This is a genomic window from Pseudomonas arvensis, from assembly GCF_056688935.1.
The window spans coordinates 401558-423374 of the sequence record NZ_CP162038.1; the positions used below are offsets into that span (position 1 = coordinate 401558).

At 60.7% G+C, this 21817-nt stretch carries 21 protein-coding genes and 2 pseudogenes; 9 read left to right on the forward strand and 14 right to left on the reverse strand.

The features are described from left to right. The first annotated feature begins 196 nt into the window (after positions 1–196). From AB3G88_RS01800 to AB3G88_RS01825, 6 genes and pseudogenes are all read left to right on the forward strand, one after another. Complete coding sequence (locus AB3G88_RS01800) at positions 197–1876, forward strand: glucan biosynthesis protein G (protein ID WP_177411593.1); 1680 nt, start codon at positions 197–199, stop codon at positions 1874–1876. After that, positions 1869–4441, forward strand: a pseudogene (gene mdoH, locus AB3G88_RS01805) (glucans biosynthesis glucosyltransferase MdoH); the annotation flags it as partial. The gene AB3G88_RS01800 and the pseudogene mdoH, both read left to right, overlap by 8 nt. Before the next feature lie 184 nt (positions 4442–4625). Continuing rightward, positions 4626–5426, forward strand: a complete 801-nt coding sequence (locus AB3G88_RS01810) for a transporter substrate-binding domain-containing protein (RefSeq protein WP_480452970.1) — start codon at positions 4626–4628, stop codon at positions 5424–5426. 218 nt (positions 5427–5644) lie between these two features. Further along, complete coding sequence (locus AB3G88_RS01815) at positions 5645–6442, forward strand: transporter substrate-binding domain-containing protein (protein WP_053140467.1); 798 nt, start codon at positions 5645–5647, stop codon at positions 6440–6442. Between the two features lie 146 nt (positions 6443–6588). Then, on the forward strand, positions 6589–7548 hold the full coding sequence (locus AB3G88_RS01820) for an amino acid ABC transporter permease (protein WP_112193038.1): 960 nt from the start codon (positions 6589–6591) through the stop codon (positions 7546–7548). Then, positions 7541–8275 (forward strand): amino acid ABC transporter ATP-binding protein, encoded by a 735-nt coding sequence (locus tag AB3G88_RS01825; protein ID WP_057724449.1) that lies wholly within the window; start codon positions 7541–7543, stop codon positions 8273–8275. The genes AB3G88_RS01820 and AB3G88_RS01825 overlap by 8 nt, the downstream gene beginning before the upstream one ends. Before the next feature lie 11 nt (positions 8276–8286). Here AB3G88_RS01825 and AB3G88_RS01830 read toward each other — a convergent pair whose 3' ends face one another. The 12 genes and pseudogenes from AB3G88_RS01830 to ubiE form a co-directional block, all read right to left on the reverse strand. Then, positions 8287–10194: a methyl-accepting chemotaxis protein gene (locus AB3G88_RS01830; protein WP_480452973.1), complete on the reverse strand. Its 1908-nt coding sequence runs from the start codon at positions 10192–10194 to the stop codon at positions 8287–8289. A 153-nt stretch (positions 10195–10347) separates the two neighbouring features. Further along, entirely contained in the window at positions 10348–11220 is an 873-nt protein-coding gene (locus AB3G88_RS01835) for a methyl-accepting chemotaxis protein (protein WP_371929514.1), read from the reverse strand. Next, positions 11206–12264 (reverse strand): annotated as a pseudogene (locus AB3G88_RS01840) (methyl-accepting chemotaxis protein); the annotation flags it as partial. The gene AB3G88_RS01835 and the pseudogene AB3G88_RS01840, both read right to left, overlap by 15 nt. A 129-nt stretch (positions 12265–12393) precedes the next feature. Next, positions 12394–13101 (reverse strand): 16S rRNA (uracil(1498)-N(3))-methyltransferase, encoded by a 708-nt coding sequence (locus tag AB3G88_RS01845; protein WP_480452975.1) that lies wholly within the window; start codon positions 13099–13101, stop codon positions 12394–12396. Then, positions 13098–13889, reverse strand: coding sequence for a twin-arginine translocase subunit TatC (gene tatC / locus AB3G88_RS01850; RefSeq protein WP_049710428.1), 792 nt, complete (start codon positions 13887–13889; stop codon positions 13098–13100). The genes AB3G88_RS01845 and tatC overlap by 4 nt, the downstream gene beginning before the upstream one ends. Further along, positions 13886–14296, reverse strand: a complete 411-nt coding sequence (gene tatB, locus AB3G88_RS01855; protein ID WP_480452977.1) for a Sec-independent protein translocase protein TatB — start codon at positions 14294–14296, stop codon at positions 13886–13888. The genes tatC and tatB overlap by 4 nt, the downstream gene beginning before the upstream one ends. Positions 14297–14306: 10 nt before the next feature. Further along, positions 14307–14585: a twin-arginine translocase TatA/TatE family subunit gene (locus AB3G88_RS01860; RefSeq protein WP_017738835.1), complete on the reverse strand. Its 279-nt coding sequence runs from the start codon at positions 14583–14585 to the stop codon at positions 14307–14309. A gap of 26 nt (positions 14586–14611) precedes the next feature. Beyond that, positions 14612–14944 carry a phosphoribosyl-ATP diphosphatase gene (locus AB3G88_RS01865; protein ID WP_003209299.1) on the reverse strand — a complete coding sequence of 111 codons (333 nt, stop codon included), beginning with the start codon at positions 14942–14944 and terminating at the stop codon, positions 14612–14614. Between the two features lie 2 nt (positions 14945–14946). Next, a complete protein-coding gene (hisI, locus tag AB3G88_RS01870) occupies positions 14947–15339 on the reverse strand; it encodes a phosphoribosyl-AMP cyclohydrolase (RefSeq protein WP_012721796.1) in 393 nt (130 codons plus the stop codon). A 41-nt stretch (positions 15340–15380) separates the two neighbouring features. Beyond that, positions 15381–16985 carry a ubiquinone biosynthesis regulatory protein kinase UbiB gene (gene ubiB / locus AB3G88_RS01875; RefSeq protein ID WP_099583824.1) on the reverse strand — a complete coding sequence of 535 codons (1605 nt, stop codon included), beginning with the start codon at positions 16983–16985 and terminating at the stop codon, positions 15381–15383. Continuing rightward, positions 16982–17605 (reverse strand): ubiquinone biosynthesis accessory factor UbiJ, encoded by a 624-nt coding sequence (locus AB3G88_RS01880; protein ID WP_099583823.1) that lies wholly within the window; start codon positions 17603–17605, stop codon positions 16982–16984. The genes ubiB and AB3G88_RS01880 overlap by 4 nt, the downstream gene beginning before the upstream one ends. After that, positions 17605–18375: a bifunctional demethylmenaquinone methyltransferase/2-methoxy-6-polyprenyl-1,4-benzoquinol methylase UbiE gene (gene ubiE, locus AB3G88_RS01885; protein WP_003171186.1), complete on the reverse strand. Its 771-nt coding sequence runs from the start codon at positions 18373–18375 to the stop codon at positions 17605–17607. Before ubiE ends, AB3G88_RS01880 begins: the two co-directional genes overlap by 1 nt. 144 nt (positions 18376–18519) lie before the next feature. Here ubiE and AB3G88_RS01890 point away from each other — a divergent pair, with 144 nt between their 5' ends. The 3 genes from AB3G88_RS01890 to AB3G88_RS01900 all read left to right on the forward strand — a co-directional run bounded on the left by AB3G88_RS01890 (position 18520) and on the right by AB3G88_RS01900 (position 20258). Then, complete coding sequence (locus tag AB3G88_RS01890) at positions 18520–18795, forward strand: polyhydroxyalkanoic acid system family protein (protein ID WP_099583821.1); 276 nt, start codon at positions 18520–18522, stop codon at positions 18793–18795. A gap of 104 nt (positions 18796–18899) precedes the next feature. Then, on the forward strand, positions 18900–19322 hold the full coding sequence (locus tag AB3G88_RS01895; RefSeq protein WP_191959770.1) for a phasin family protein: 423 nt from the start codon (positions 18900–18902) through the stop codon (positions 19320–19322). 12 nt (positions 19323–19334) lie between these two features. After that, complete coding sequence (locus AB3G88_RS01900; RefSeq protein ID WP_480452981.1) at positions 19335–20258, forward strand: phasin family protein; 924 nt, start codon at positions 19335–19337, stop codon at positions 20256–20258. A gap of 70 nt (positions 20259–20328) precedes the next feature. Here AB3G88_RS01900 and AB3G88_RS01905 read toward each other — a convergent pair whose 3' ends face one another. Both AB3G88_RS01905 and AB3G88_RS01910 read right to left on the reverse strand, forming a co-directional pair. Next, positions 20329–20856 (reverse strand): fimbrial protein, encoded by a 528-nt coding sequence (locus AB3G88_RS01905; RefSeq protein WP_099583817.1) that lies wholly within the window; start codon positions 20854–20856, stop codon positions 20329–20331. A gap of 18 nt (positions 20857–20874) precedes the next feature. Further along, entirely contained in the window at positions 20875–21816 is a 942-nt protein-coding gene (locus tag AB3G88_RS01910) for a fimbrial protein (RefSeq protein ID WP_480452984.1), read from the reverse strand. Position 21817 lies beyond the last annotated feature (1 nt).

A 21817-nucleotide genomic window follows, 5' to 3' on the forward strand; every position in this document is an offset into this window, starting at 1 on the left:
ATTTTTGACTTAGGTAGAGACTTGTCCGACATCCATTGGGGAATCATTTTGACCCAGGGGAGTCGGAACAATGCTCGCCAACCTGGCATATAGATAGCTGGCCGTTGGTTTTTTGATCTGTTTTCGGCGAGGGTTGCTCGTGATTGTTAGTCCCTGTAATGCACCAAAATTGTCTGCCAAACGGTTACGAAACGCACTGGTAACGGGCTCTGCCCTGTTTTGCCTGTTCGGCGCGGGTCAACTGTGGGCATTCAGTCTGGATGATGTGTCGGCCAAGGCAAAAGAGCTGGCCGGGCAGAAATACGAAGCTCCGCGCAGCAATCTGCCGAACGAATTCCGCGAGATGAAATTCGCGGACTACCAGAAGATTCGTTTCCGCAATGAAAAAGCCGAGTGGGCCGATCAGAACACCCCGTTCAAGCTGTCCTTCTATCACCAGGGTATGCACTTCGATACACCGGTGAAAATCAACGAAGTCACGGCTGACAGCGTCCAGGAAATCAAATACGACCCGTCGCGTTTCGATTTCGGCGATGTGAAATTTGATCCTAAAGCCACCGAACAACTGGGTTATGCCGGTTTCCGTGTCTTGTTCCCGATCAACAAGAGCGACAAGCAAGACGAAATCATGACCATGCTCGGCGCGAGCTATTTCCGTGTCGTCGGCAAGGACCAGGTGTATGGCCTGTCTGCCCGTGGCATGGCGATCGACACCGCGCTGCCGTCTGGTGAAGAGTTCCCGCGTTTCACCGAGTTCTGGATCGAGCGTCCAAAACCGGGTGACAAGCACCTGGTGATCTTTGCCCTGCTCGACTCCCCACGTGCGACCGGCGCCTATCGCCTGATCCTGCGTCCGGGCACCGACACTGTAGTCGACGTGAAATCCCAGATGTTCCTGCGCGACAAGGTCAGCAAACTGGGCGTTGCCCCGCTGACCAGCATGTTCCTGTTTGGCGCGAACCAGCCGTCCAAGGTGCTCAACTACCGTCGCGAACTGCACGACTCCAGCGGTCTGTCGATCCATGCCGGCAACGGCGAGTGGATCTGGCGCCCACTGAACAACCCTAAACACCTGTCGGTCAGCAACTTCACCGTAGAGAACCCGCGTGGTTTCGGTCTGCTGCAACGCGGTCGCAACTTCAGCCATTACGAAGACCTGGACGACAACTACGACAAGCGCCCAAGCGCCTGGATCGAGCCTGAAGGTGACTGGGGCAAGGGTTCCGTCGATCTGGTCGAGATCCCGACCGCCGATGAAACCAACGACAACATTGTTGCCTTCTGGAGCCCGGCTGAATTGCCGAAAGTCGGCGAGCCGCTGGAAGTCGCCTACCGCCTGCACTGGACCCTGGACGACGCCGCGTTCCACTCGCCGGACAGCGCTTGGGTCAAGCAGACCCTGCGTTCCACGGGTGACGTGAAACAATCCAACCTGATCCGTCAGCCCGATGGCAGCGTTGCCTATCTGGTGGACTTCGAAGGTCCGTCCCTGAAGAAACTGCTGCCGGACGCCCCGGTGCGCAGCCAGGTGAGCGTGGGTGACAACGCTGAACTGGTAGAAAACAGCGTGCGTTACAACGAACACACCAAAGGCTGGCGCCTGACCCTGCGCATGAAGATCAAGGACGCGGGCAAACCGACCGAAATGCGTGCGGCCCTGGTCCAGGACATCCCGCAGGCTGAGCCCGAGAAGGTGTCGAGCCAAGTGCTCAAGGCTGACAAGGTCCTGGCCAAGCAACACGAGAAACAGGCCAAGAAAGACGCCAAGGACAAGGAAGCCAAGCAGCCAGAAGCTGCCCCAGCCACGCCGGAGCCGATCAAGACCGAGCAAGTCCTGACCGAAACCTGGAGCTATCAGTTGCCTGCCGATGAGTAATTCTCAAGTCACGCCAGAGACTCTGTCCGAGTATCTGGCGCATCTCCCGATGACCGCTGAGCAGCGCGCCGAACTGGCGGGCTGCACATCCTTCACCGAGTTGCACGAGCGTTTGTCGTCCGCAACCTTTGACGCGCCCGTCGATGCCGCCCAGGCGTCGGTTGGCCGCCGCTTGACCCTGAGCACCGCCGAAGAGCTGCAAGACGCCGAAATGCTGGCGCTCGACGCCAGCGGTCGCGTGTGCCTCAAGGCCACGCCGCCGATCCGCCGCACCCGCGTGGTGCCGGAGCCGTGGCGTACCAATATCCTGGTGCGCGGCTGGCGCCGTATTACTGGCCGCAGCAACCCGCCGGCGCCGCCGAAGGATGAACGCGTATTGCCGGCTGCACGCTGGCGTACCGTGGGTTCGATCCGTCGGTACATCCTGCTGGTGCTGATGCTCGGCCAGACCATCGTTGCCGGCTGGTACATGAAAGGCATCATGCCGTACCAAGGCTGGTCGCTGGTCGACTTCGACGAAATCCGCAACCAGACCCTGCTGCAAACCGCCACCCAAGTACTGCCTTACGCTCTGCAAACCAGCATCCTGATCATGTTCGGGATTTTGTTCTGCTGGGTGTCGGCCGGTTTCTGGACGGCGTTGATGGGCTTCCTGGAGCTGCTTACCGGTCACGATAAATACCGGATCTCCGGTAAAAGTGCCGGTGATGAGCCGATTCCGAAAGACGCCCGTACCGCGCTGGTAATGCCGATCTGTAACGAAGACGTGCCGCGTGTATTCGCCGGTTTACGTGCGACGTTCGAATCGGTGGCCGCTACCGGTGACCTGGACCGCTTCGACTTCTTCGTGCTCAGCGACAGTAATGACGCCGACATCTGCATCGCCGAACAGCAAGCCTGGCTCGACGTGTGCCGCGAAGCCAGTGGCTTCGGCAAGATCTTCTATCGCCGCCGTCGCCGCCGCGTAAAGCGCAAGAGCGGCAACCTCGACGACTTCTGCCGTCGCTGGGGCGGTGACTATAAGTACATGGTCGTGCTCGACGCGGACTCCGTGATGAGCGGCGAATGCCTGACCAGCCTGGTGCGCCTGATGGAAGCGACGCCGGATGCCGGGATTATCCAGACCGCGCCGCGTGCGTCGGGCATGGACACCCTGTATGCGCGCATGCAGCAGTTCGCAACCCGCGTGTACGGCCCGCTGTTCACCGCCGGCCTGCACTTCTGGCAGTTGGGTGAATCCCACTACTGGGGCCACAACGCGATCATCCGCATGAAGCCGTTCATCGAGCACTGCGCCCTGGCGCCGTTGCCGGGTAAAGGTGCGTTCGCCGGTTCGATCCTGTCCCACGACTTCGTTGAAGCCGCGTTGATGCGCCGTGCCGGCTGGGGCGTGTGGATTGCCTATGACTTGCCGGGCAGCTACGAAGAGCTGCCGCCGAACCTGCTGGACGAACTCAAGCGTGACCGTCGCTGGTGCCACGGTAACCTGATGAACTTCCGCCTGTTCCTGGTCAAGGGCATGCACCCGGTGCACCGCGCGGTGTTCCTGACGGGGGTGATGTCGTACCTGTCGGCGCCGTTGTGGTTCCTGTTCCTGGTGCTGTCCACGGCCTTGCTGGCGGTGAATACACTGATGGAGCCGCAGTACTTCATGGCACCGCGCCAGTTGTACCCACTGTGGCCGCAATGGCATCCGGACAAGGCGGTGGCGCTGTTCTCCACCACCATCGTGCTGCTGTTCCTGCCCAAGTTGCTGAGCATCATCCTGATCTGGGCCAAGGGCGCGAAAGAGTTCGGCGGCAAGTTCAAGGTGACCCTGTCGATGCTGCTGGAGATGCTGTTCTCCATGCTGCTGGCGCCGGTGCGGATGATCTTCCACACCCGTTTCGTCCTTGCCGCGTTCCTTGGCTGGGCTGCGACCTGGAACTCGCCGCAGCGTGACGACGACTCCACGCCATGGAGCGAAGCGGTCAAGCGCCACGGTCCGCAAACTGTGCTGGGCTTCCTGTGGGCGCTACTGGTGGTGTGGCTGAACCCGAGCTTCCTGTGGTGGCTGGTGCCGATCGTGGGTTCGCTGATGCTGTCGATCCCGGTGTCGGTGATCTCCAGCCGGGTCAAGCTGGGCCTCAAGTCCCGCGACGAGAGCCTGTTCCTGATCCCTGAGGAGTACAACCCGCCGCAAGCGCTGCTGTCGACGGAGAAGTACACCCACGAAAACCGCTGGCACGCCCTCAATGACGGCTTTGTCCGTTCGGTGGTCGACCCGCAGCAGAACGCCCTGGCCTGTGCCTTGGCGACCTCGCGTCACCGTGAGGCCGAGCCGATCGAGTACCTGCGTACCGAACGTGTTCGTCATGCGTTGAAAGTCGGCCCTGCCGGCCTCAACAACGGCGAGCGCCTGGCGTTGCTCAGTGACCCGGTGGCCTTGGCCCGCCTGCACGAGCAGGTCTGGAGCGAAGGGCATGCCGAGTGGCTCGCCGCTTGGCGTGACTCGATCAAGGCCGACCCGCACGCGCCGTTGCTACCGCTGCAACCGCTGTCGTCCCAGGCCCAACCGGCCTGATTCAGACACCCCCGAGGGCACACCTCGGGGGTGTTTCAAACGCTGGTCCTACAGCGTTTTTCGTATCTTCTTTGTCTTTCTAACCCCTTGTTATTTCGAAACAAAAGACCCTCGTTCGAGGCGTTTTTGCGTGCCCGCGACTGGGTTAGGATCGCCCCCCAAATATGTCTCGGCCACGGGGGATTCATGCTCAAAAGGTATTGTTCGGCATTGCTGATAGGCGCTGCCGCATTGATTCACATCAGCCAGTTACACGCGGGCGCAATTGACGACGCAGTCCGGCGTGGCGTGCTGAAAGTCGGCACCACGCCCACCTACATCCCCTTTGAAATGACTGATAAACAGGGGCGCATCGTCGGTTTTGAAATCGACTTGCTCAAGGTCATGAGCCAGGCGCTGGGGGTGGAGCTTGAGTTGGTCTCAGTGCCCTATACCGCGCTGTTGCCGGGGTTGAAGGCGAAAAAATTCGACTTGATAGGCAGTGGCATGACGGTCACCCAGCAGCGCAATCTGACGCTGAATTTCAGCGACTCCTTCATCGTGGTGGGCCAGACCGTGCTGCTGCACCCGAGCCTGGCAGGCAAGGTCGCCAGCGTTGAGGACCTGGACGATGCCAGCTACAGGATCGCTACCACCGAAGGCACCACCGGCGAGGCTGCAGCGCGGAGGTTTCTGGGGGCAGCTCGGCTGAGCAGCTTTGCGACGCCGGAAGAAGGCGTACGCCAGGTGGTAGACGGCGTGGCCGATGCCTTTATCCATGATGCGCCCTACAACCTGATCGCATTGAGCCGGCCCGAGAACAGCGCGCTGCTGTCCCTGGAGCAGCCGTTTACCTTTGAACCCCTGGCGTTTGGTGTGAGAAAAGGCGACTTCGACAGCCTCAACTGGATCAACCATTTCCTCAATCAGGTTGCTCAGGACGGGACGTACGATCGTCTGCATGACCGGTGGTTCAAAGACACGGCCTGGGTGGAGGACATCGACTGAAAGTCATACCTTCTTACACATCAATCCGTTGGTGAAGCGGCCCACGCACCTGTCTATCCCAGCGCTTCACTGCTGCCTGTAGGGCTTATCCGACATACGCCGATAACAATTACTGGTGAAACCTTTGTGACAGGCAACGAGTGGGGTAGGATCGCACCCCGAAATGGTGCAGCCGTTTTGCGCGCCGACCTTATAAGAATCGTTTTGGGGACTTGATGATGAAAAAGTATCTATCGATGCTGCTGCTTGGCGTCACGGCGCTGGTCGCTGCCAATGCGGCCCAGGCCGGTGCCATTGATGATGCGGTCAAGCGCGGCACGCTGAAAGTCGGCATGGACCCGACTTACATGCCGTTCGAAATGACGGACAAGCGCGGTGAAATCATCGGCTTCGAAGTCGACATCCTCAAGGCCATGGCCAAGTCCATGGGCGTCAAGCTGGAGCTGGTTTCTACTGGCTATGACGGCATTATCCCGGCCTTCCTCACCGGCAAGTTCGACATGATCGGCAGCGGGATGACCCTGACCCAGGAGCGCAACCTGCGCCTGAACTTTAGCGAACCCTTCATCGTGGTCGGCCAGACCCTGCTGATCCGCAAGGAATTGGAAGGCACCATCAAGTCCTACAAAGACCTGAACGACGAAAAATACCGCCTGACCTCCAAGCTGGGCACTACCGGTGAGATGGTCGCCAAGAAGCTGATTTCCAAAGCCAAGTACCACGGCTATGACAATGAGCAGGAAGGCGTGCTGGACGTGGTCAACGGCAAGGCCGATGCCTTTGTGTATGACGCACCGTACAACGTGGTTGCCGAGAAGAAAGTCGGCAACGGCAAGCTGGTGTTCCTGGACGAACCCTTCACCTTCGAACCCTTGGCGTTTGGCCTGAAGAAAGGCGATTACGACAGCATCAACTTCATCAACAACTTCCTGCACCAGATCAAGAACGACGGCACCTACGATCGCATCCATGACAAGTGGTTCAAGAGCTCCGAGTGGCTCAAGGACATGGAATAAGTTCGGCGAAGTACCGAGTCGCGCCCTTCGCGAGCAAGCCCGCTCCCACATGTGACCGAGTTCCAACATGAGAATGCGGTCAAAATGTGGGAGGGGGCTTGCCCCCGATGACGGCCTGCCAGGCGACACATAACCCGGAACCTGAAATGAAACAGAAAAAAGCCCAATGGCCGTGGCACCTGCTGACCGTGGTCGTGCTGGTCGGTCTGGCCGGCGCTTTGTACTACGCCACTTCGCTGATGTCCTACGAATGGCGCTGGAACCGCGTGCCGCAATACTTCGCGTACCAGGCCGAAGAAGCCCAGCGGGCAGCGGATATCTCCACCGTCATTGACCTGGTCCGCAAAGGTGACGTGGCCGAAGTGACCCTGCGCAACGACGCAGGCGCCGAGCAGAAAGTGACGGTCGCCGACAACAGTCTGCAAGTGTCACGCGGCGACGATGTCGCCGAAGGTGATGTTATTGGTGTGAATCGTCATTGGGCCCTGGGCCCGCTGATGTGGGGTTTGTGGACCACGCTGTGGCTGTCGATTGTCTCCGGGATTCTCGGTTTGGCGATTGGCCTTGCTACCGGTTTGTGCCGACTTTCGAACAACCCGACCTTGCGCGATCTGTCGACGATCTACGTCGAACTGGTACGCGGCACCCCATTGTTGGTGCAGATATTCATTTTCTATTTCTTTATCGGCACGGTGCTCAACCTGTCCCGTGAATTTGCCGGGATCGCCGCGCTCTCGTTGTTCACCGGCGCCTATGTGGCGGAAATCGTTCGTGCGGGTGTGCAGTCCATCACCCGTGGCCAGAACGAAGCCGCACGCTCGCTCGGCCTGAGTGCCGGCCAGTCGATGCGCCATGTGGTGCTGCCGCAAGCCTTCAAGCGCGTACTGCCGCCCCTGGCAGGGCAATTCATCAGCCTGGTGAAAGACACTTCGCTGGTCTCGGTGATCGCCATTACCGAACTGCTCAAGAGCGGTCGTGAGGTAATCACTACCTCGTTCTCGCCGTTTGAAATCCTGTTCTGCGTCGCAGGCCTGTACCTGCTGATCAACCTGCCGCTGTCGAAAATGGCCAGCCGGCTTGAGCGGAGGCTCGCCCAAAGTGATTGAAGTCCGCGATCTGGTAAAAGTCTTCGACACCCGTGGCCATGTGGTACGCGCGGTGGACCACGTGACCACCCAGGTGGCCAAGGGCGAAGTGCTGGTGGTGATCGGCCCGTCAGGCTCTGGCAAGTCCACCTTCCTGCGCTGCCTCAATGGCCTGGAGGAGTTCGACTCGGGTTCGGTGAGCATCGACGGCCTGCAGTTGGCTGATCCGAAAACCGACGTGAACGCCTATCGCCGTGAAGTCGGCATGGTGTTCCAGCACTTCAATCTGTTCCCCCACATGACGGTCTTGGAAAACCTGTGCCTGGCGCAAAAAGTCGTGCGCAAGCGCGGCAAGCAAGAGCGTGAAGCCAAGGCCCTGGCCCTGCTGGAAAAGGTCGGCATTGCGCAGAAGGCCAACGAATTCCCATCCCGGCTTTCCGGCGGCCAGCAACAGCGCGTGGCGATTGCCCGGGCGTTGGCGATGGAGCCCAAGGTGATGTTGTTCGACGAGCCCACCTCGGCCCTGGACCCGGAAATGGTCGGCGAAGTGCTGGACGTGATGAAGACCCTGGCCCTGGAAGGCATGACCATGGTCTGCGTCACCCACGAGATGGGCTTTGCCCGCGAGGTAGCGGACCGCGTGCTGTTCTTCGATCATGGCAAGTTGCTGGAAGATGCAGCACCGGCCGAGTTCTTTGATGCACCGAAAGACCCACGTGCCCAGGCGTTCCTGCGTCAGGTGCTGTAGGCACACGCCGTTCAGACCTTGAACCTTCCTACACACTGCTGCAGATCCGTTCCCAGTCGCGCCAACTCGATACTCGCTGCCGCCGTTTGCTCACTGGCGGCAGCGGTTTGTTCCGAGACGTCGCGCACTTTCAATACGCTGCGATTGATCTCTTCGGCGACCAGGCTTTGCTCCTCGGCCGCTGCGGCAATCTGTGGGTTCATTTCCTGGATGAGCGCCACGGTGCGGGCGATCTCCGTCAGGGCGTCCCCGGCGTTGCGGGTCAGGCCGACGCTGTTGTCAGTGAGCGTTCGGCTGTAGTCCATGATGTCGGCAGCCTGCTGCGTGCCGCTGTGCAAGCCACCAATCAACTCTTCGATTTCCTCAGCCGACTGCTGGGTCCGCTGGGCGAGGCTGCGCACCTCATCGGCGACCACCGCGAAGCCTTGGCCGGCTTCACCGGCCCGTGCCGCTTCTATCGCGGCGTTGAGCGCCAACAGGTTGGTCTGCTGCGACACCGACTTGATCACATCCAGCACGCTGCCGATCTTCTGGCTTTCGCGTTGCAGGCCCAGCATGGCTTCGCTGGAACGGGCCATCTCGTGGGCCAGGTGTTCAATTTGCGCCACGGCATCCATCACCACCTGATCGCCCAGTTCCGCCTGTTGAGTGGCCTGGCTGGCGGCGATCGACGCTTGCTCGGCGTGGCGCGCGACTTCCTGGGCGGTGGCCAGCATCTGGTTCATGGCCGTCGCCACCTGCTCGGTTTCATCGCGCTGGTTATTCACTCCGGCGCGGGTCTGTTCGGTGACGGTAGAGAGTTCCTCGGCGGCGCTGGCGATTTGCCGCGCGTTGTCGCTGATGTTGCCGATCAGCCCACGCAGGTTCAGCGTCATTTGGCTCATGCTGCGTTGTAGCTGGCCCAGCTCGTCACGACGCTGTGTCTGCACATCGTGGCTCAGATCGCCCTCGGCAATGCGATTGGCCAGCGACAGCGCCTTGCGCAGCGGGTGCACGATTTGCCCGGCGATCACCCAGGCGGCCAGGGCGCCGAGGAGCAGGGCGGCCGCGGCGATGCCCAAGGTCTGAATGCGCGCTTGTTCGGCTTCGCGGTCGCGTCGTTGGGTCTGGTCCTGGCTCAAGAGGTCACTTTGTGTGAGCAACTGATCCAACTGCTGCTCCAACTGGTTATGTGCACGTTCGGTCGTGAGTTGGATGTCCTTGAGCCGGGTCAGGTGGGTGCGCACGCTCAGTACGGCATTTTTGAGCGCCACGCTGTCGACCGACAGCTTCGCCACGTCAGCTTGGGCGAGTTCAAGGCCTCGCTCTGCGTCAACCACGGCTTGGTCATACGCGTCCAGTGAGCTGGACGCCCAGGCTGGACTCTTGGCCCGGTCTTCGGCCTGCTCCATGGCCTGGCGCAGGTTTTCGACGGCCTCCAGGGCTTTTTCATCGTCCTGATCAGGCAAGTCGCTGGTCAGCTGTGCCAGGACATCGCCAGCACGAGTGGTGCTCTGTGTCAGTTGTCCGCGGGCATTTTCGCGTTTTTCCACCAGCGCAGGCACGCCCTTGAGGGTGGATTTGAAGGTGGCGGAAATCCGCGTCATCTCCTGCAAGTATTGAAGGGACTTTGGCACCTTGAGTCGGTTGGACAGCTCCGTCAGGGCCTCGTCGACTTTCTCCATGCTGGCGCTCAATCGACTGAGGCTGTTGCCCTCGTCCAGAGTGCGGTAGAGGATTCTATCGGCGCGCAGTTCTTCGCCAGCCACCGCCAGTTGCGCCAGCACGGTCAAGGTTTGTGAGCGGTAAAGGGACGCTGCCAATGCTTGCCAGCCGGTCACGGCAATGACAAGGCTCAGGGCCAGTACCAGGGCGAAACCCAGGACCAGTTTGAGGGTGACACTGGCGTTACCCAGCAGGTGAGTCATTCGACCAAACATGATTGACCTCCGACAAGCGAGCTAACGGGTGTAGTTCGATGAACTCACTTGAACGCTAGTGACTTTGAAGGTCGGGTGGGCCTGAAAAACGTGTAGGAAATTTCACAGATTGCAGGCGGCGACCCAGGGCAGGTCGCCGCGCGGGGAGGTGCGTCAGACGCGGAAGCGACCGACCAGTGCTTGCAGGTGGGTGCCCAGGCGCGCCAGTTCGGTGCTCGACGCGGCGGTTTCTTCACTGGCTGCAGCCGTCTGCTCCGAGACGTCGCGCACGTTCAGCACACTGCGGTTGATTTCTTCCGCCACGGCGCTTTGCTGTTCGGCGGCGGTGGCGATCTGGGAGTTCATCGCCTGGATGGTCGAGACGGTACGGGTGATGTTCTCCAGCGCGCTGCCGGCGCGGCGGGTCAGTTCGACGCTGCTGTCGGTGAGGTTGCGGCTGTTGTCCATGATGGTCGCGACCTGTTGCGTGCCGCTCTGCAGGCCGGCAATCAGCTCTTCGATCTCTTCGGTGGACTTCTGGGTGCGCTGGGCCAGGCTGCGCACTTCATCGGCCACCACGGCGAAGCCACGTCCGGCTTCACCGGCGCGGGCGGCTTCAATCGCCGCGTTGAGCGCCAGCAGGTTGGTTTGTTGGGCCACGGACTTGATCACGTCGAGCACGCTGCCGATCTTGTCGCTTTCGCGTTTCAGGTCGCCCATGGCGACCGTGGAGTTGCCAACCTCAGTGGCCAGGCGCTCGATCTGGGCGATGGCTTCACCGACCACCTTGTCGCCTTCGCGGGCCTGCTGGTCAGCTGCTGCGGCGGCTTCGGAGGCTTCTTCGGCATTGCGTGCGACTTCCTGCACGGTGGCGGCCATCTCGTTCATGGCGGTGGCCACCTGGTCGGTCTCGACTTTCTGGCTGTTGACCCCGGCGCTGGTCTGTTCGGTGACGGCCGACAGTTGCTCGGCAGCGCTGGCGATCTGAGTCACGCCTTCGCTGATGCCGCCGATCAACTCGCGCAGGCCTACGGTCATGCTCTGCATGGCCCGTTGCAACTGGCCGAGTTCGTCCTGGCGCAACGAGGTCAGGTTATGGCTCAGGTCGCCTGAGGCAACGCGCTCGGCGACCTGGAGGGTCTGGTCCAGCGGGATGATGATCTGGCGGGTGATCGCCCAGGCAGCCACCAGGCCAAAGATCAACGCCAGCACGGTAGCCAGCAGCAGAAGGTACTTGGCTTGTGCGGCGTCGGTATCGCGCACCACCGTTTGGGAAATGGTCAGCTTGTCGCTGTGACCCAGCAGCAGATCGCCTTGTGCGGTCATGATCTTGAGGGCAGCTGCGTTGGCCACCTGCGAGTCACGGTACTGGCTGACAGCGGCGCGATAGGCTTGCAGCGAGACGCTGGCCTGTTGCAGGTTGGTCGAATATTGCTCGGGCAGTTGGCCGTTGAGGCTGGCGATTTTTTTCAGGGCGTTGTCGATGGCATCCAGTGCCGGCTGCTCGGCTTCGACCTTGCCGCTGTAGGTGTAGCCGCGCACCTGGAAGCGCGCCTGCTGGATCAGTTTGCTCACGTCTACCACGCTGTTGAACAGGCTGACGCTGTCGCCTTGCAGCAACGACTTTTCGATCTCGTTGATTTTGACGACCGCATTGTCGGCGGTATCGCCCAGCTTGCTGCGGGCGTTTTCGCGGTTGGCGCCAGCCTGCACCATGTCGCTGAAAGCGCGCTTGTACTGGTCCACAGCGGCCAACTGTTCATCGACCAGGGCCGTGTCGGCGGGTTGTTCAATCAGCGTGCGGGCGGTCTTGAGGCCGCTGTCGAGCTTGTTCACTAACTCGCTGACCGCGCCAGGTCCTTGTTCGCCACGACGCATGTCATAGTCCAGGCGTGCGAGACGCAAGTCCTTGGTCAACCCATTGAGGCTGGAGATAAAGCCCAGCTTGTCACCGCGACTGATCACATCGCCCAAGCCTTTCCAGGCGGTGAGGGTGATCATCACTGTGAGCAGTAATACCAGGCCGAAGCCTACGCCCAGTTTGGTTTTGACGCTGACATTCCCCAGCTTTTCGGCTAACCAACGATACATGCTGCGAACTCCCGTGGAACAAGGCTTGGACTTATTCACGAGTTATCGGCACGGTTTCGGGATTCTGTAGCGATGCAGACCAATGTGGGAGGGGGGCAAGCCCTCTCCCACATTGGATGTGTGGTGTGTTTAGAACAGGCGGGCGAGGAGGGCCGTCACGGCGGTTTCGACCCGCAGGATCCGGGCGCCGAGTTGCACCGGCTGCAAGCCGGCCTTGGCCAGCAGGTCGACTTCGTAGGGAATCCAACCGCCTTCGGGGCCGATGGCGAGGGTCACCGGCTCATCCAGCCCGCGGGGGCACGCTGGATAATCGCCGGGATGGCCGATCAGGCCCAGGGTGCCTTCGGTCAGGGCCGGCAGTCGGTCTTCGACGAACGGCTTGAAGCGCTTTTCGATGATGATCTTGGGCAACACCGTGTCCCGCGCCTGTTCCAGGCCGAGGATCAGTTGCTCGCGAATCGCTTCGGGCTCCAGGAACGGGGTTTGCCAGAAGCTCTTTTCCACCCGGTAGCTGTTGACCAGCACCACCTTCGGCACACCCATGGCGGCCACGGTTTGCAGCACCCGGCGCAGCATTTTCGGGCGCGGCAGGGCCAGCAGCAGGGTCAGGGGCAGTTTGGTCGGCGGCGGTTGGTCGAAGCTCACTTGCAGTTCGGCTTCACTGGCTTCCAGGCGCAGCAATTGCGCGGCGCCCATCAACCCGCCGATGCGCCCCACGCGCAGGCTGTCGCCGACGGCGGCGCGGTGGACTTCCTGCATATGCACCAGGCGTCGATCACGCAGGATCACCCGGTCGGCCGCGATAAAGTCGGCCTCTTCAAGCAGCAGCAGGTTCACGGCTGGGTCGCTGGCGGCTGGTCGTCGTCGGCGGGTTGGTCATCCGGGTGTTCGCCACGCTTGCTGATCAAACCGCTGAACAGGATGCCGATCTCGAACAGCATCCACATCGGCACGGCCAGCAGGGTCTGGGAGAAGATGTCCGGCGGCGTCAGGATCATGCCGACCACGAAGCAGCCGATGATCACGTACGGGCGGATCTTCTTCAGATAGGCCACGTTGACCACGCCGATCCACACCAGCAACACCACCGCCACCGGGATTTCGAAGGCCACGCCAAAGGCGAAGAACAGCGTCATCACGAAGTCGAGGTAGCTGGTGATGTCGGTCATCATCTCCACGCCGGCCGGAGTGGCAGCGGCGAAGAACTTGAAGATCAACGGGAACACCAGGAAATACGCGAACGCCATGCCGGTGTAGAACAACAGGATGCTCGACACCAGCAGCGGCACGGCGATGCGTTTTTCGTGCTTGTACAGGCCCGGCGCAATAAAGCCCCAGATCTGATGCAGGATCACCGGGATCGCCAGGAACAGCGAGACCATCATCGTCAGTTTCAGCGGCGTGAGGAACGGCGATGATACGTCGGTGGCGATCATCGTCGCGCCGGCCGGCAGGTACTGGCGCAAGGGCGTGGAGACGAAGGTGTAGATCTGCTGGGTAAAGGCGAACAACCCGGCAAAGATGATGAAGATGGCCGCTACGCAACGCAGCAGGCGGGTACGCAGCTCGGTGAGGTGCGAGACCAGCGGCATGTGCTGGTCGTTTTCCGGTTTATCAGCGCTCATGGGGCTCGCGGCGGCAATGTAGGGTCATGGGGCGCGGGCGACGCGGCAGGCGTCGGCGCAGGCTCGGTTGGCGCGGTCGGAATCGGGGCAGCGGGCGCAGGCTCAACGGCGGGCGAGATGCTGTGCTCGGCCACGGGTTCCACCGGTCTGGCGGGTTCCTGGACGGGGGACAGAATCTTCCGGGCTTCCTGCTCCAGCGACAGAATGTGCTCGTTGTGCAGTTGCCGGCGGATCTCGTCGGCGCCGATTTCCCGTTCAACTTCCTGTTTGATCGCGTTGAAACTGCGTTTCAGGCGCCCGATCCACAGGCCGGCCGTGCGCGCGGCACCGGGCAGGCGTTCCGGCCCCAGTACCAACAGGGCCACGAGGCCGACGAGCAGCAGTTCAGAGAAGCTGATACCAAACATTAGTCAGTGCTCACGAGTCTTTGCGGGTCGGCTCTTCGACTTTCTCAGCCTGCACGTCGAAGGTGCGACGCTCGGTGATCGGTTGGGCGGCCTGCGGATGCACCGGCTGGGCCGGCGGCACCGGATTGGCGGCTGGGTCGGCAGGCTTTTCGTCGTCGTTCATGGCTTTGCGAAAGCCCTTGATCGACTCGCCCACGTCGGTGCCCAGGTTCTTGAGTTTCTTGGTGCCGAACACCAGTACCACGACCACCAGAATGACGATCCAGTGTTTCCAGTCAAAAATGCCCATGCTGCAAATCCTCTAGTCTTAGTTATTCAAGCGGACGGGCGCGAGGCCTTTTCGGCATGCCCGGACAAGCCGAAGCGACGGTCCAGTTCATCCAGTACGGCCTGTGGATGCTGCCCCAGTTGGGCGAGCATGACCAGGCTATGGAACCACAAGTCAGCGGTCTCATAGATGACATCGCTGCAGTCGCCGCTGATTTGTGCGTCCTTGGCGGCGATGATCGTCTCGACGGACTCTTCGCCGAGCTTTTCCAGAATCTTGTTCAGGCCCTTGTGGTACAGGCTGGCGACGTAGGAGCTGTCGGCGTCCGCACCTTTGCGGTCTTCCAGCACCTGGGCCACGCGGTTCAGGGTATCGCTCATGATCAGTGTCCTGCGGAGTAAATGGCGTGCGGGTCTTTGAGCACCGGCTCTACAACCTTCCATTCGCCGTTCTCGAATACGCGGTAGAAGCAGCTGTGACGGCCGGTGTGGCAGGCGATATCGCCAATCTGCTCGACCTTGAGGATCACCACGTCGGCGTCGCAGTCGATGCGCATCTCGTGCAGGGTCTGCACGTGCCCGGACTCTTCGCCCTTGCGCCACAGTTTGCCACGCGAACGTGACCAGTAAATGGCGCGCTGCTCAGTGGCGGTGAGGCTCAGGGCCTCGCGGTTCATCCAGGCCATCATCAGCACGCGCCCGGTCTTGTAGTCCTGGGCAATGGCCGGCACCAGGCCGTCACTGTCCCACTTGATCTCGTCCAGCCAGTCTTTCATGTTCGGCTCCGGCAATTTGCGACAGTGTATAACCGGATTGGCTATCGACGCACGATCAGATAAACACCCACGGCGACCATGATCCCCGCTGGCCAGTGGCCCAATTGATTCAACGGCCCGCCAATCGCCAGCATCACCCCGCCCACCAGGTGCGCCGCGCCGAGCAGGCGCAGGAACCAGTCGTCCTTGCGCTTGCGCCATGGTGGTTCCGGGTCCTTGGCGTGGGGCTGGGACATGCGTTCCAGCAGGTCGCGGGTCATGTTGGCCAGGTGCGGCAGTTGCTCCATCTGGCTGTGGAGGTTGCCCAGCACGGTTTTCGGGCTCATGCGCTCGCGCATCCAGCGTTCCAGGAACGGCTGGGCGGTGTTCCACAGGTCGAGGTCCGGGTACAACTGACGGCCCAGGCCTTCGATGTTGAGCAAGGTTTTTTGCAGCAGGACCAACTGCGGCTGCACTTCCATATTGAAGCGCCGCGCCGTCTGGAACAGGCGCATCAGCACCTGGCCAAAGGATATATCTTTTAACGGTTTTTCAAAGATCGGTTCGCATACGGTGCGGATAGCGGCTTCGAACTCGTTGAGTTTGGTTTCCGCCGGAACCCAGCCCGAATCAATGTGCAACTGCGCCACTCGGCGGTAGTCACGCTTGAAGAAGGCGAACAGGTTGCGCGCCAGGTAGTCCTGGTCTTCCGGCGTCAGGCTGCCGACGATGCCGCAGTCGATCGCGATGTACTGCGGGCTCCACGGGTTGACGGTGCTGACAAAGATGTTGCCCGGGTGCATGTCGGCGTGGAAGAAGCTGTCGCGGAACACCTGGGTGAAGAAGATCTCCACGCCGCGTTCGGCGAGCATCTTCATGTCGGTACGCTGGTCGGCCAGGGTCGCGAGGTCGGTGACCTGCACGCCGTAGATGCGCTCCATCACCAGCACCTTGGGGCGGCACCAGTCCCAATACACCTGCGGCACGTACAGCAGCGGCGAGCCTTCGAAGTTACGTTTGAGCTGGCTGGCGTTGGCGGCTTCGCGTAGCAGGTCGAGTTCGTCGTAGATGGTTTTTTCGTAGTCGGCGACCACGTCCACCGGGTGCAGCAGGCGCGCATCGGCAGAGAAACGTTCGGCGGCGCGGGCGAGGATGAACAGCCATGCCAGGTCCTGGCCGATGATCGGCTTGAGACCGGGGCGAATTACCTTCACGACCACTTCTTCGCCGGTCTTGAGCTGCGCGGCGTGGACTTGTGCCACGGAGGCTGAGGCCAGCGGCTCGACGTCGAAGCGGGTAAAGACGTCGCTGATCTTCTTGCCCAGCTGTTCTTCGATCAACGCCATCGATTGCTTGGAGTCGAACGGCGGCACGCGGTCCTGCAACAGCATCAGTTCGTCGGCGATGTCTTCGGGCAGCAGGTCGCGGCGCGTCGAGAGGATCTGCCCGAACTTGATAAAGATCGGCCCCAGGTCCTGTAGCGCCAGACGCAGACGCGCACCCCGGCTCAGCTCCAGTTGCTTGCGCGGGAACCAGCGCCACGGCAGCACATAGCGCACCGCCAGCAGGAACCACGGCAGTGGCAGGGCGAACAGCAGGTCATCAAGGCGGTAGCGGATTACGACGCGCTGGATACGAAACAAACGGCGGACGGCGAGCAGCTTCATGCGTTATCGCTTGGATCAAGGGAACGGCTCAGGCGCTCGAAGCGGGCCTCAAGGCGTTCCAGGTCGATTTTGGCCTTGTCGAGTTCGCGAAAGCGCGCTTGCGCTTCCCGTTCTCCGACCAGGGTGCGCGATTCTTCGCTCAGGTATTCGGCAAGGTTCTGGTTGAGGCTGGCGAACCCTTGCTGGTACCAGCGCGTGCGGCTGCGCAGGTGCCCGCTGATCAGTTGGGTGGCCACGGGGCCGATCCAGCGTGACAGCTCGTATTCCCAATCCAGCTCCAGGTCTTGCAGCACGGCGGCCAGGTCCATCAGCACCGCGCTGTCGCCTTCCAACGCCACTTCAGGGCTGTGCAGGATGGCGGTCTTGTTGCGGCTCAAGGCCAGGTGCAACAGGCTCGATGCCGGCGCACGCAGGGTGCAGTCGGCGTCGGCGGCCCATTGGCTGGCGAGCAGCAGGCCTTCGTCGCTGGGCAGGATAAACAGCTGCAAGGCGGGGCTGGTGCAATCGACGGCAATCACCTTGCCGTTCAAATGCGCGAGCCGCGCCAGGGCGGTACTGTCCAGGCGCAGCACACGGTTGAGGCCGTGTTCGACGCTGGCGAGCAGGCCTGCGAACAGCATCAGGGCTTGATGCCGCGGTGCAGGGCGACGATGCCCGAGGTCATGTTGTGGTAGGTCACGCGGTCGAAACCGGCCTCTACCATCATCGACTTCAGGGTTTCCTGGTCGGGGTGCATGCGGATCGACTCGGCCAGGTAGCGGTAGCTCTCGGCGTCATTGGTGATCAGCTTGCCCATCAATGGCATGAAGGCGAAGGAATAGGTGTCGTAGACCTTGGACATCAGCGCGTTGGTCGGCTTGGAGAACTCCAGCACCAACAGGCGGCCACCCGGCTTGAGGACGCGCAGCATCGAGCGGATCGCGTCTTCCTTGTGCGTCACGTTGCGCAGGCCGAAGGCGATGGTCACGCAGTCGAAATGGTTGTCGGGGAACGGCAGCTTTTCAGCGTCGGCCTGGACGAATTCAATATTCCCGGCCACGCCCTTGTCGAGCAGGCGGTCACGGCCAACCTTGAGCATCGAGCCGTTGATGTCCGCCAGTACCACCTGGCCCGTCGGGCCGACGAGCTTGGAGAACTTGGCCGCCAGGTCGCCCGTACCGCCGGCGATGTCCAGCACGCGGTTGCCGGTGCGTACGCCCGACAACTCGATGGTGAAACGCTTCCACAGGCGGTGCATGCCGCCGGAGAGCACGTCGTTCATCAGGTCGTACTTGGCGGCGACGGAGTGAAACACCTCTGCGACTTTTTCCGCTTTCTGGCTTTCCGGGACGTTCTTGAAGCCGAAGTGAGTGGTGGGTTCGGCATCGCTGCCTTTGCGCTGATCAGTCATATCGCTGTCACCAAAAGAGAATGCGGGACATGATAATCCCCAAGGCCTGCTTTGTCTTGGCAAGGCTGCAGGTAAGATAGCTGCCCACCGAGACCTTTTGCCGCATTGAAGGCAGGCAAATCCCTATAAAGAGGAGTCATTGCAATGGCCCGTATCACCGTTGAGCGTGCACATTCCCTGGGTAAAGAAGGCGCACGGGCAAAGGCCGAGAAGTTGGCGCTCAAACTCAAGGAACAATATGGCCTGGAGCCTTCGTGGTCCGGCGACACCTTGAACCTCAAGCGTTCCGGGGTTAAAGGCACTGTATTAGTGGCGGATGATTCGCTGCGTATCGATGTGGAGTTGGGGCTGTTGATGTCGGCCATGAGCGGCACGATCAAGTCTGAAATCGAGAAAGCCCTGGATAAGGCGCTGGCCTGACCGATTGTTCTTAGGGTGCCGATTCTAATTTTCCAGCCTACTTTGTGCCCAGGCCCTCAACTCCTGTGGGCCGTTCCTCTCCCCCGATCTGCGTGAGGTGCACCATGGCCAAAGTTATCCTGAAGAAAAAAATCGACGTTCATACCGGTGTCCTGACTGACGTTAAAACCTACGCCCGCAAGATCTGGCTGGCCGGTCTCGGTGCTTATGCGAAGGTCGGCAGTGAGGGTGGCGAGTACTTCAAAGAGCTCGTAAAGAGCGGTCAACATGTTGAAAGCAAAGGCAAAAAAGTTGCAGTTGAACAACTTGATGCCGCCAACAGTCAGATTGACCAAGTAAAGAGTAATGTCTCTGCCGTCAAAGGTCTGGTAGAAGTTCAGCTGGATAAAGTTGAAAAAGCTTTTGATACTCGTGTAGCCAGTGCCTTGAATCGAATCGGCATTGCGTCTAAACATGACGTGGAGACACTCTCTGCTAAGCTCGAAGAGCTGACGGCATTGCTCGAACGTGTCGCGCGTAAACACTAAGGAGACATCGGGATGGCTGTTAAAAAGACTACTCAGAAAGAAGGCAGCTCGTGGGTCGGGGAAGTTGAAAAATATTCCCGTAAGATCTGGCTTGCTGGTTTAGGCGTGTACTCGAAGGTTAGCAGTGACGGCGGCAAGTACTTCGAGACTTTGGTCAAGGACGGCGAGAAAGCCGAGAAGTTGACCAAAACCACGGTTGGTAAAAAAGTTGAAGCGGCCAAGGCAACTGCCGGTTCTGCCAAGTCGAGTATTTCTGACACTTGGGGCAAGTTGGAAGAGACTTTCGACAAGCGTCTGAACAGTGCCATTTCGCGACTGGGTGTGCCGAGCAAGGCCGAGCTGAAAACGCTGCACAGCAAGGTCGATACCCTGACCAAGCAAATCGAGAAACTCACCGGTGCCAAAGTCGCCCCGGCTAAAGCCGCTGCGGCTAAGCCGGCTGCCAAGCCAGTCGCTAAAACGGCTGCTGCCAAACCCGCCGCTAAAACTGCCGCCAAGCCTCTGGTAAAAGCCGCCGCCAAGCCAGCTGCAAAACCTGCGGCCAAGGCGCCGGCTAAGGCCGCTGCCAAGCCAGCCGCCAAAGCCAAACCAGTGGCTGCCAAAGCCGCTGCCAAAGCCGCTGCCAAGCCTGCGGCTAAACCTGCAGTGAAGGCCGTCGCCAAACCGGCAGCCAAGCCAGCTGCTAAAACCGCAGCCGCCAAGCCAGCCGCTAAACCAGCTGCTGCCAAACCGGCGGTGGCCAAGCCTGCTGCCAAACCAGCCGCTGCGAAGAAGCCAGCAGTCGCGAAAAAACCAGCAGCGCCAAAGCCGGCCGTAGCCGCCAAGCCTGCAACGCCAGCGCCAACCGCTTCGACAGCCAACTCGGTGTCCGCGCCAGCGCCTGCTGCTGCCCCGACTGCAACGCCGGCAACCCCGACGCCATCCAGTCAGTCCTGATCCTTTCGGGACAAAAAATGCCCGGCCTGCAAAGGTCGGGCTTTTTTTTGCGCGTGATTCCAGCCTCTGTTCAGTTGTAGGTGATCGAAACGGTCACCGCGCTGGCCAGGGTGCCTTGGGTGATCGCCGCACCGGTTTTGTGGTACGCCGCCGTCAGGGGGATCACCGCTTTGTGGCTGCTCGTTGCCACCTTGCGGCTGCGCTGGGCGGGGGTGCCGTTGGCGGGAATGACAAAAGCTGGGGAGACGCGGTGCACCAGTTGAAGGGCGGTCCCCTTGGAGGTCCCTGTGTTGGAAAAAAGCTCGGCGTTGCCGGCGGAGGCTTTTCCTGCGAACAGAAACGTCACGTTACGTATATCCGACTCGCAGTCGGCAGAGACCTCGAAATCAAACGCGCCCGTACTGGGGGTTGCATCGAAGTCAGAGACCTTGACCGTCGGCAGCGTGATGCTGCGGTTCTCATCGCCGGCAGCCAGGTTGCATGTGCCAGCGTTGACTTGCCCGATAAAGGTCAAGGTGCCCGTGGTCTCGGCCTGTGCAGTATGGGTTATCAGGCTCGCCGTGATTGCCAGCAGCGGGGTGAGTGTTCGAATGCTCATCAAAGGAGTCTCAGGGTTTCAGTTATAGGTAATGTTGACGGTGGCGGTACTGACAAGAGTGCCCGGGGTGACTGTGCCGTTTTTGTGATAAGCAGCGCCCAGCGGCAAGACGGCGCGGTTGCCATCAACCACCACCGTGCGCGTGTTGTTATCGCCGTTGGCGCCGATGTTTTGGATCCCTCCACCTATGCGGGAGTAAAGCCACACATCTACTCCGCGAGCAGTGCCGATATTGGCAAAAAGCGCTTCATGCCCTGGCGCGGGTGTGCCTGAAAAGCGAAAGGTGACATTGGATGCGTTGGTGCAGTGGGCGGTGAGCTCGAATTGGCGTTCGCCGATATAGGTGGCGTTTTGAAGGGCGCTGACTTTGATCGGGTCGAGCGAGATCGTACGGTTGACGTCACCGGTCGCCAGGTCACAGGTGGCGCCAGGGGTGACAAAACGAACAGAGTTACCCAGGCGCAGGGTAAAGCCGTCTGGGCGTCCGTCCCTTTTGGCTGACCAGATTTCTCCGGCTGGTACCACCCCGTCGGCGACAGGTGCGATTTTGTAGAGCTTCAATTCTGCGGCGGTGAGGCTGGGGGCTGTTCCACTTGAGGGCGCGCCTGGTTGAGTGTGCATTCCAAAGAAATTGGTGAATCCCCCGGCACTGGTGATGCGCAGACGTGCACCTACACCTGGCGCTTCGGTGCGATGGAACGGGGGGACCGGAGGCATGTTGAGGAATCGCCCGGTAATCCTCAGGTGCGCGTCCCTGCAGACCGCGAAAAAGGCAGGTGCGGTTCCGCTGAATGCGCGACTGATGATTTCCCCGCCTATAGGTAGATCGGCCGGGACGGTGATCGTGTCAGGCAGATTGAGGGTGAGCGTGCTGTTCATATACCGGTCACAGTCTGCATGAGCGGCGATCGGCAGAACGAGGGCCAGGAGTGTGGAGATAAATTGCAGGGAGTGTTTCATC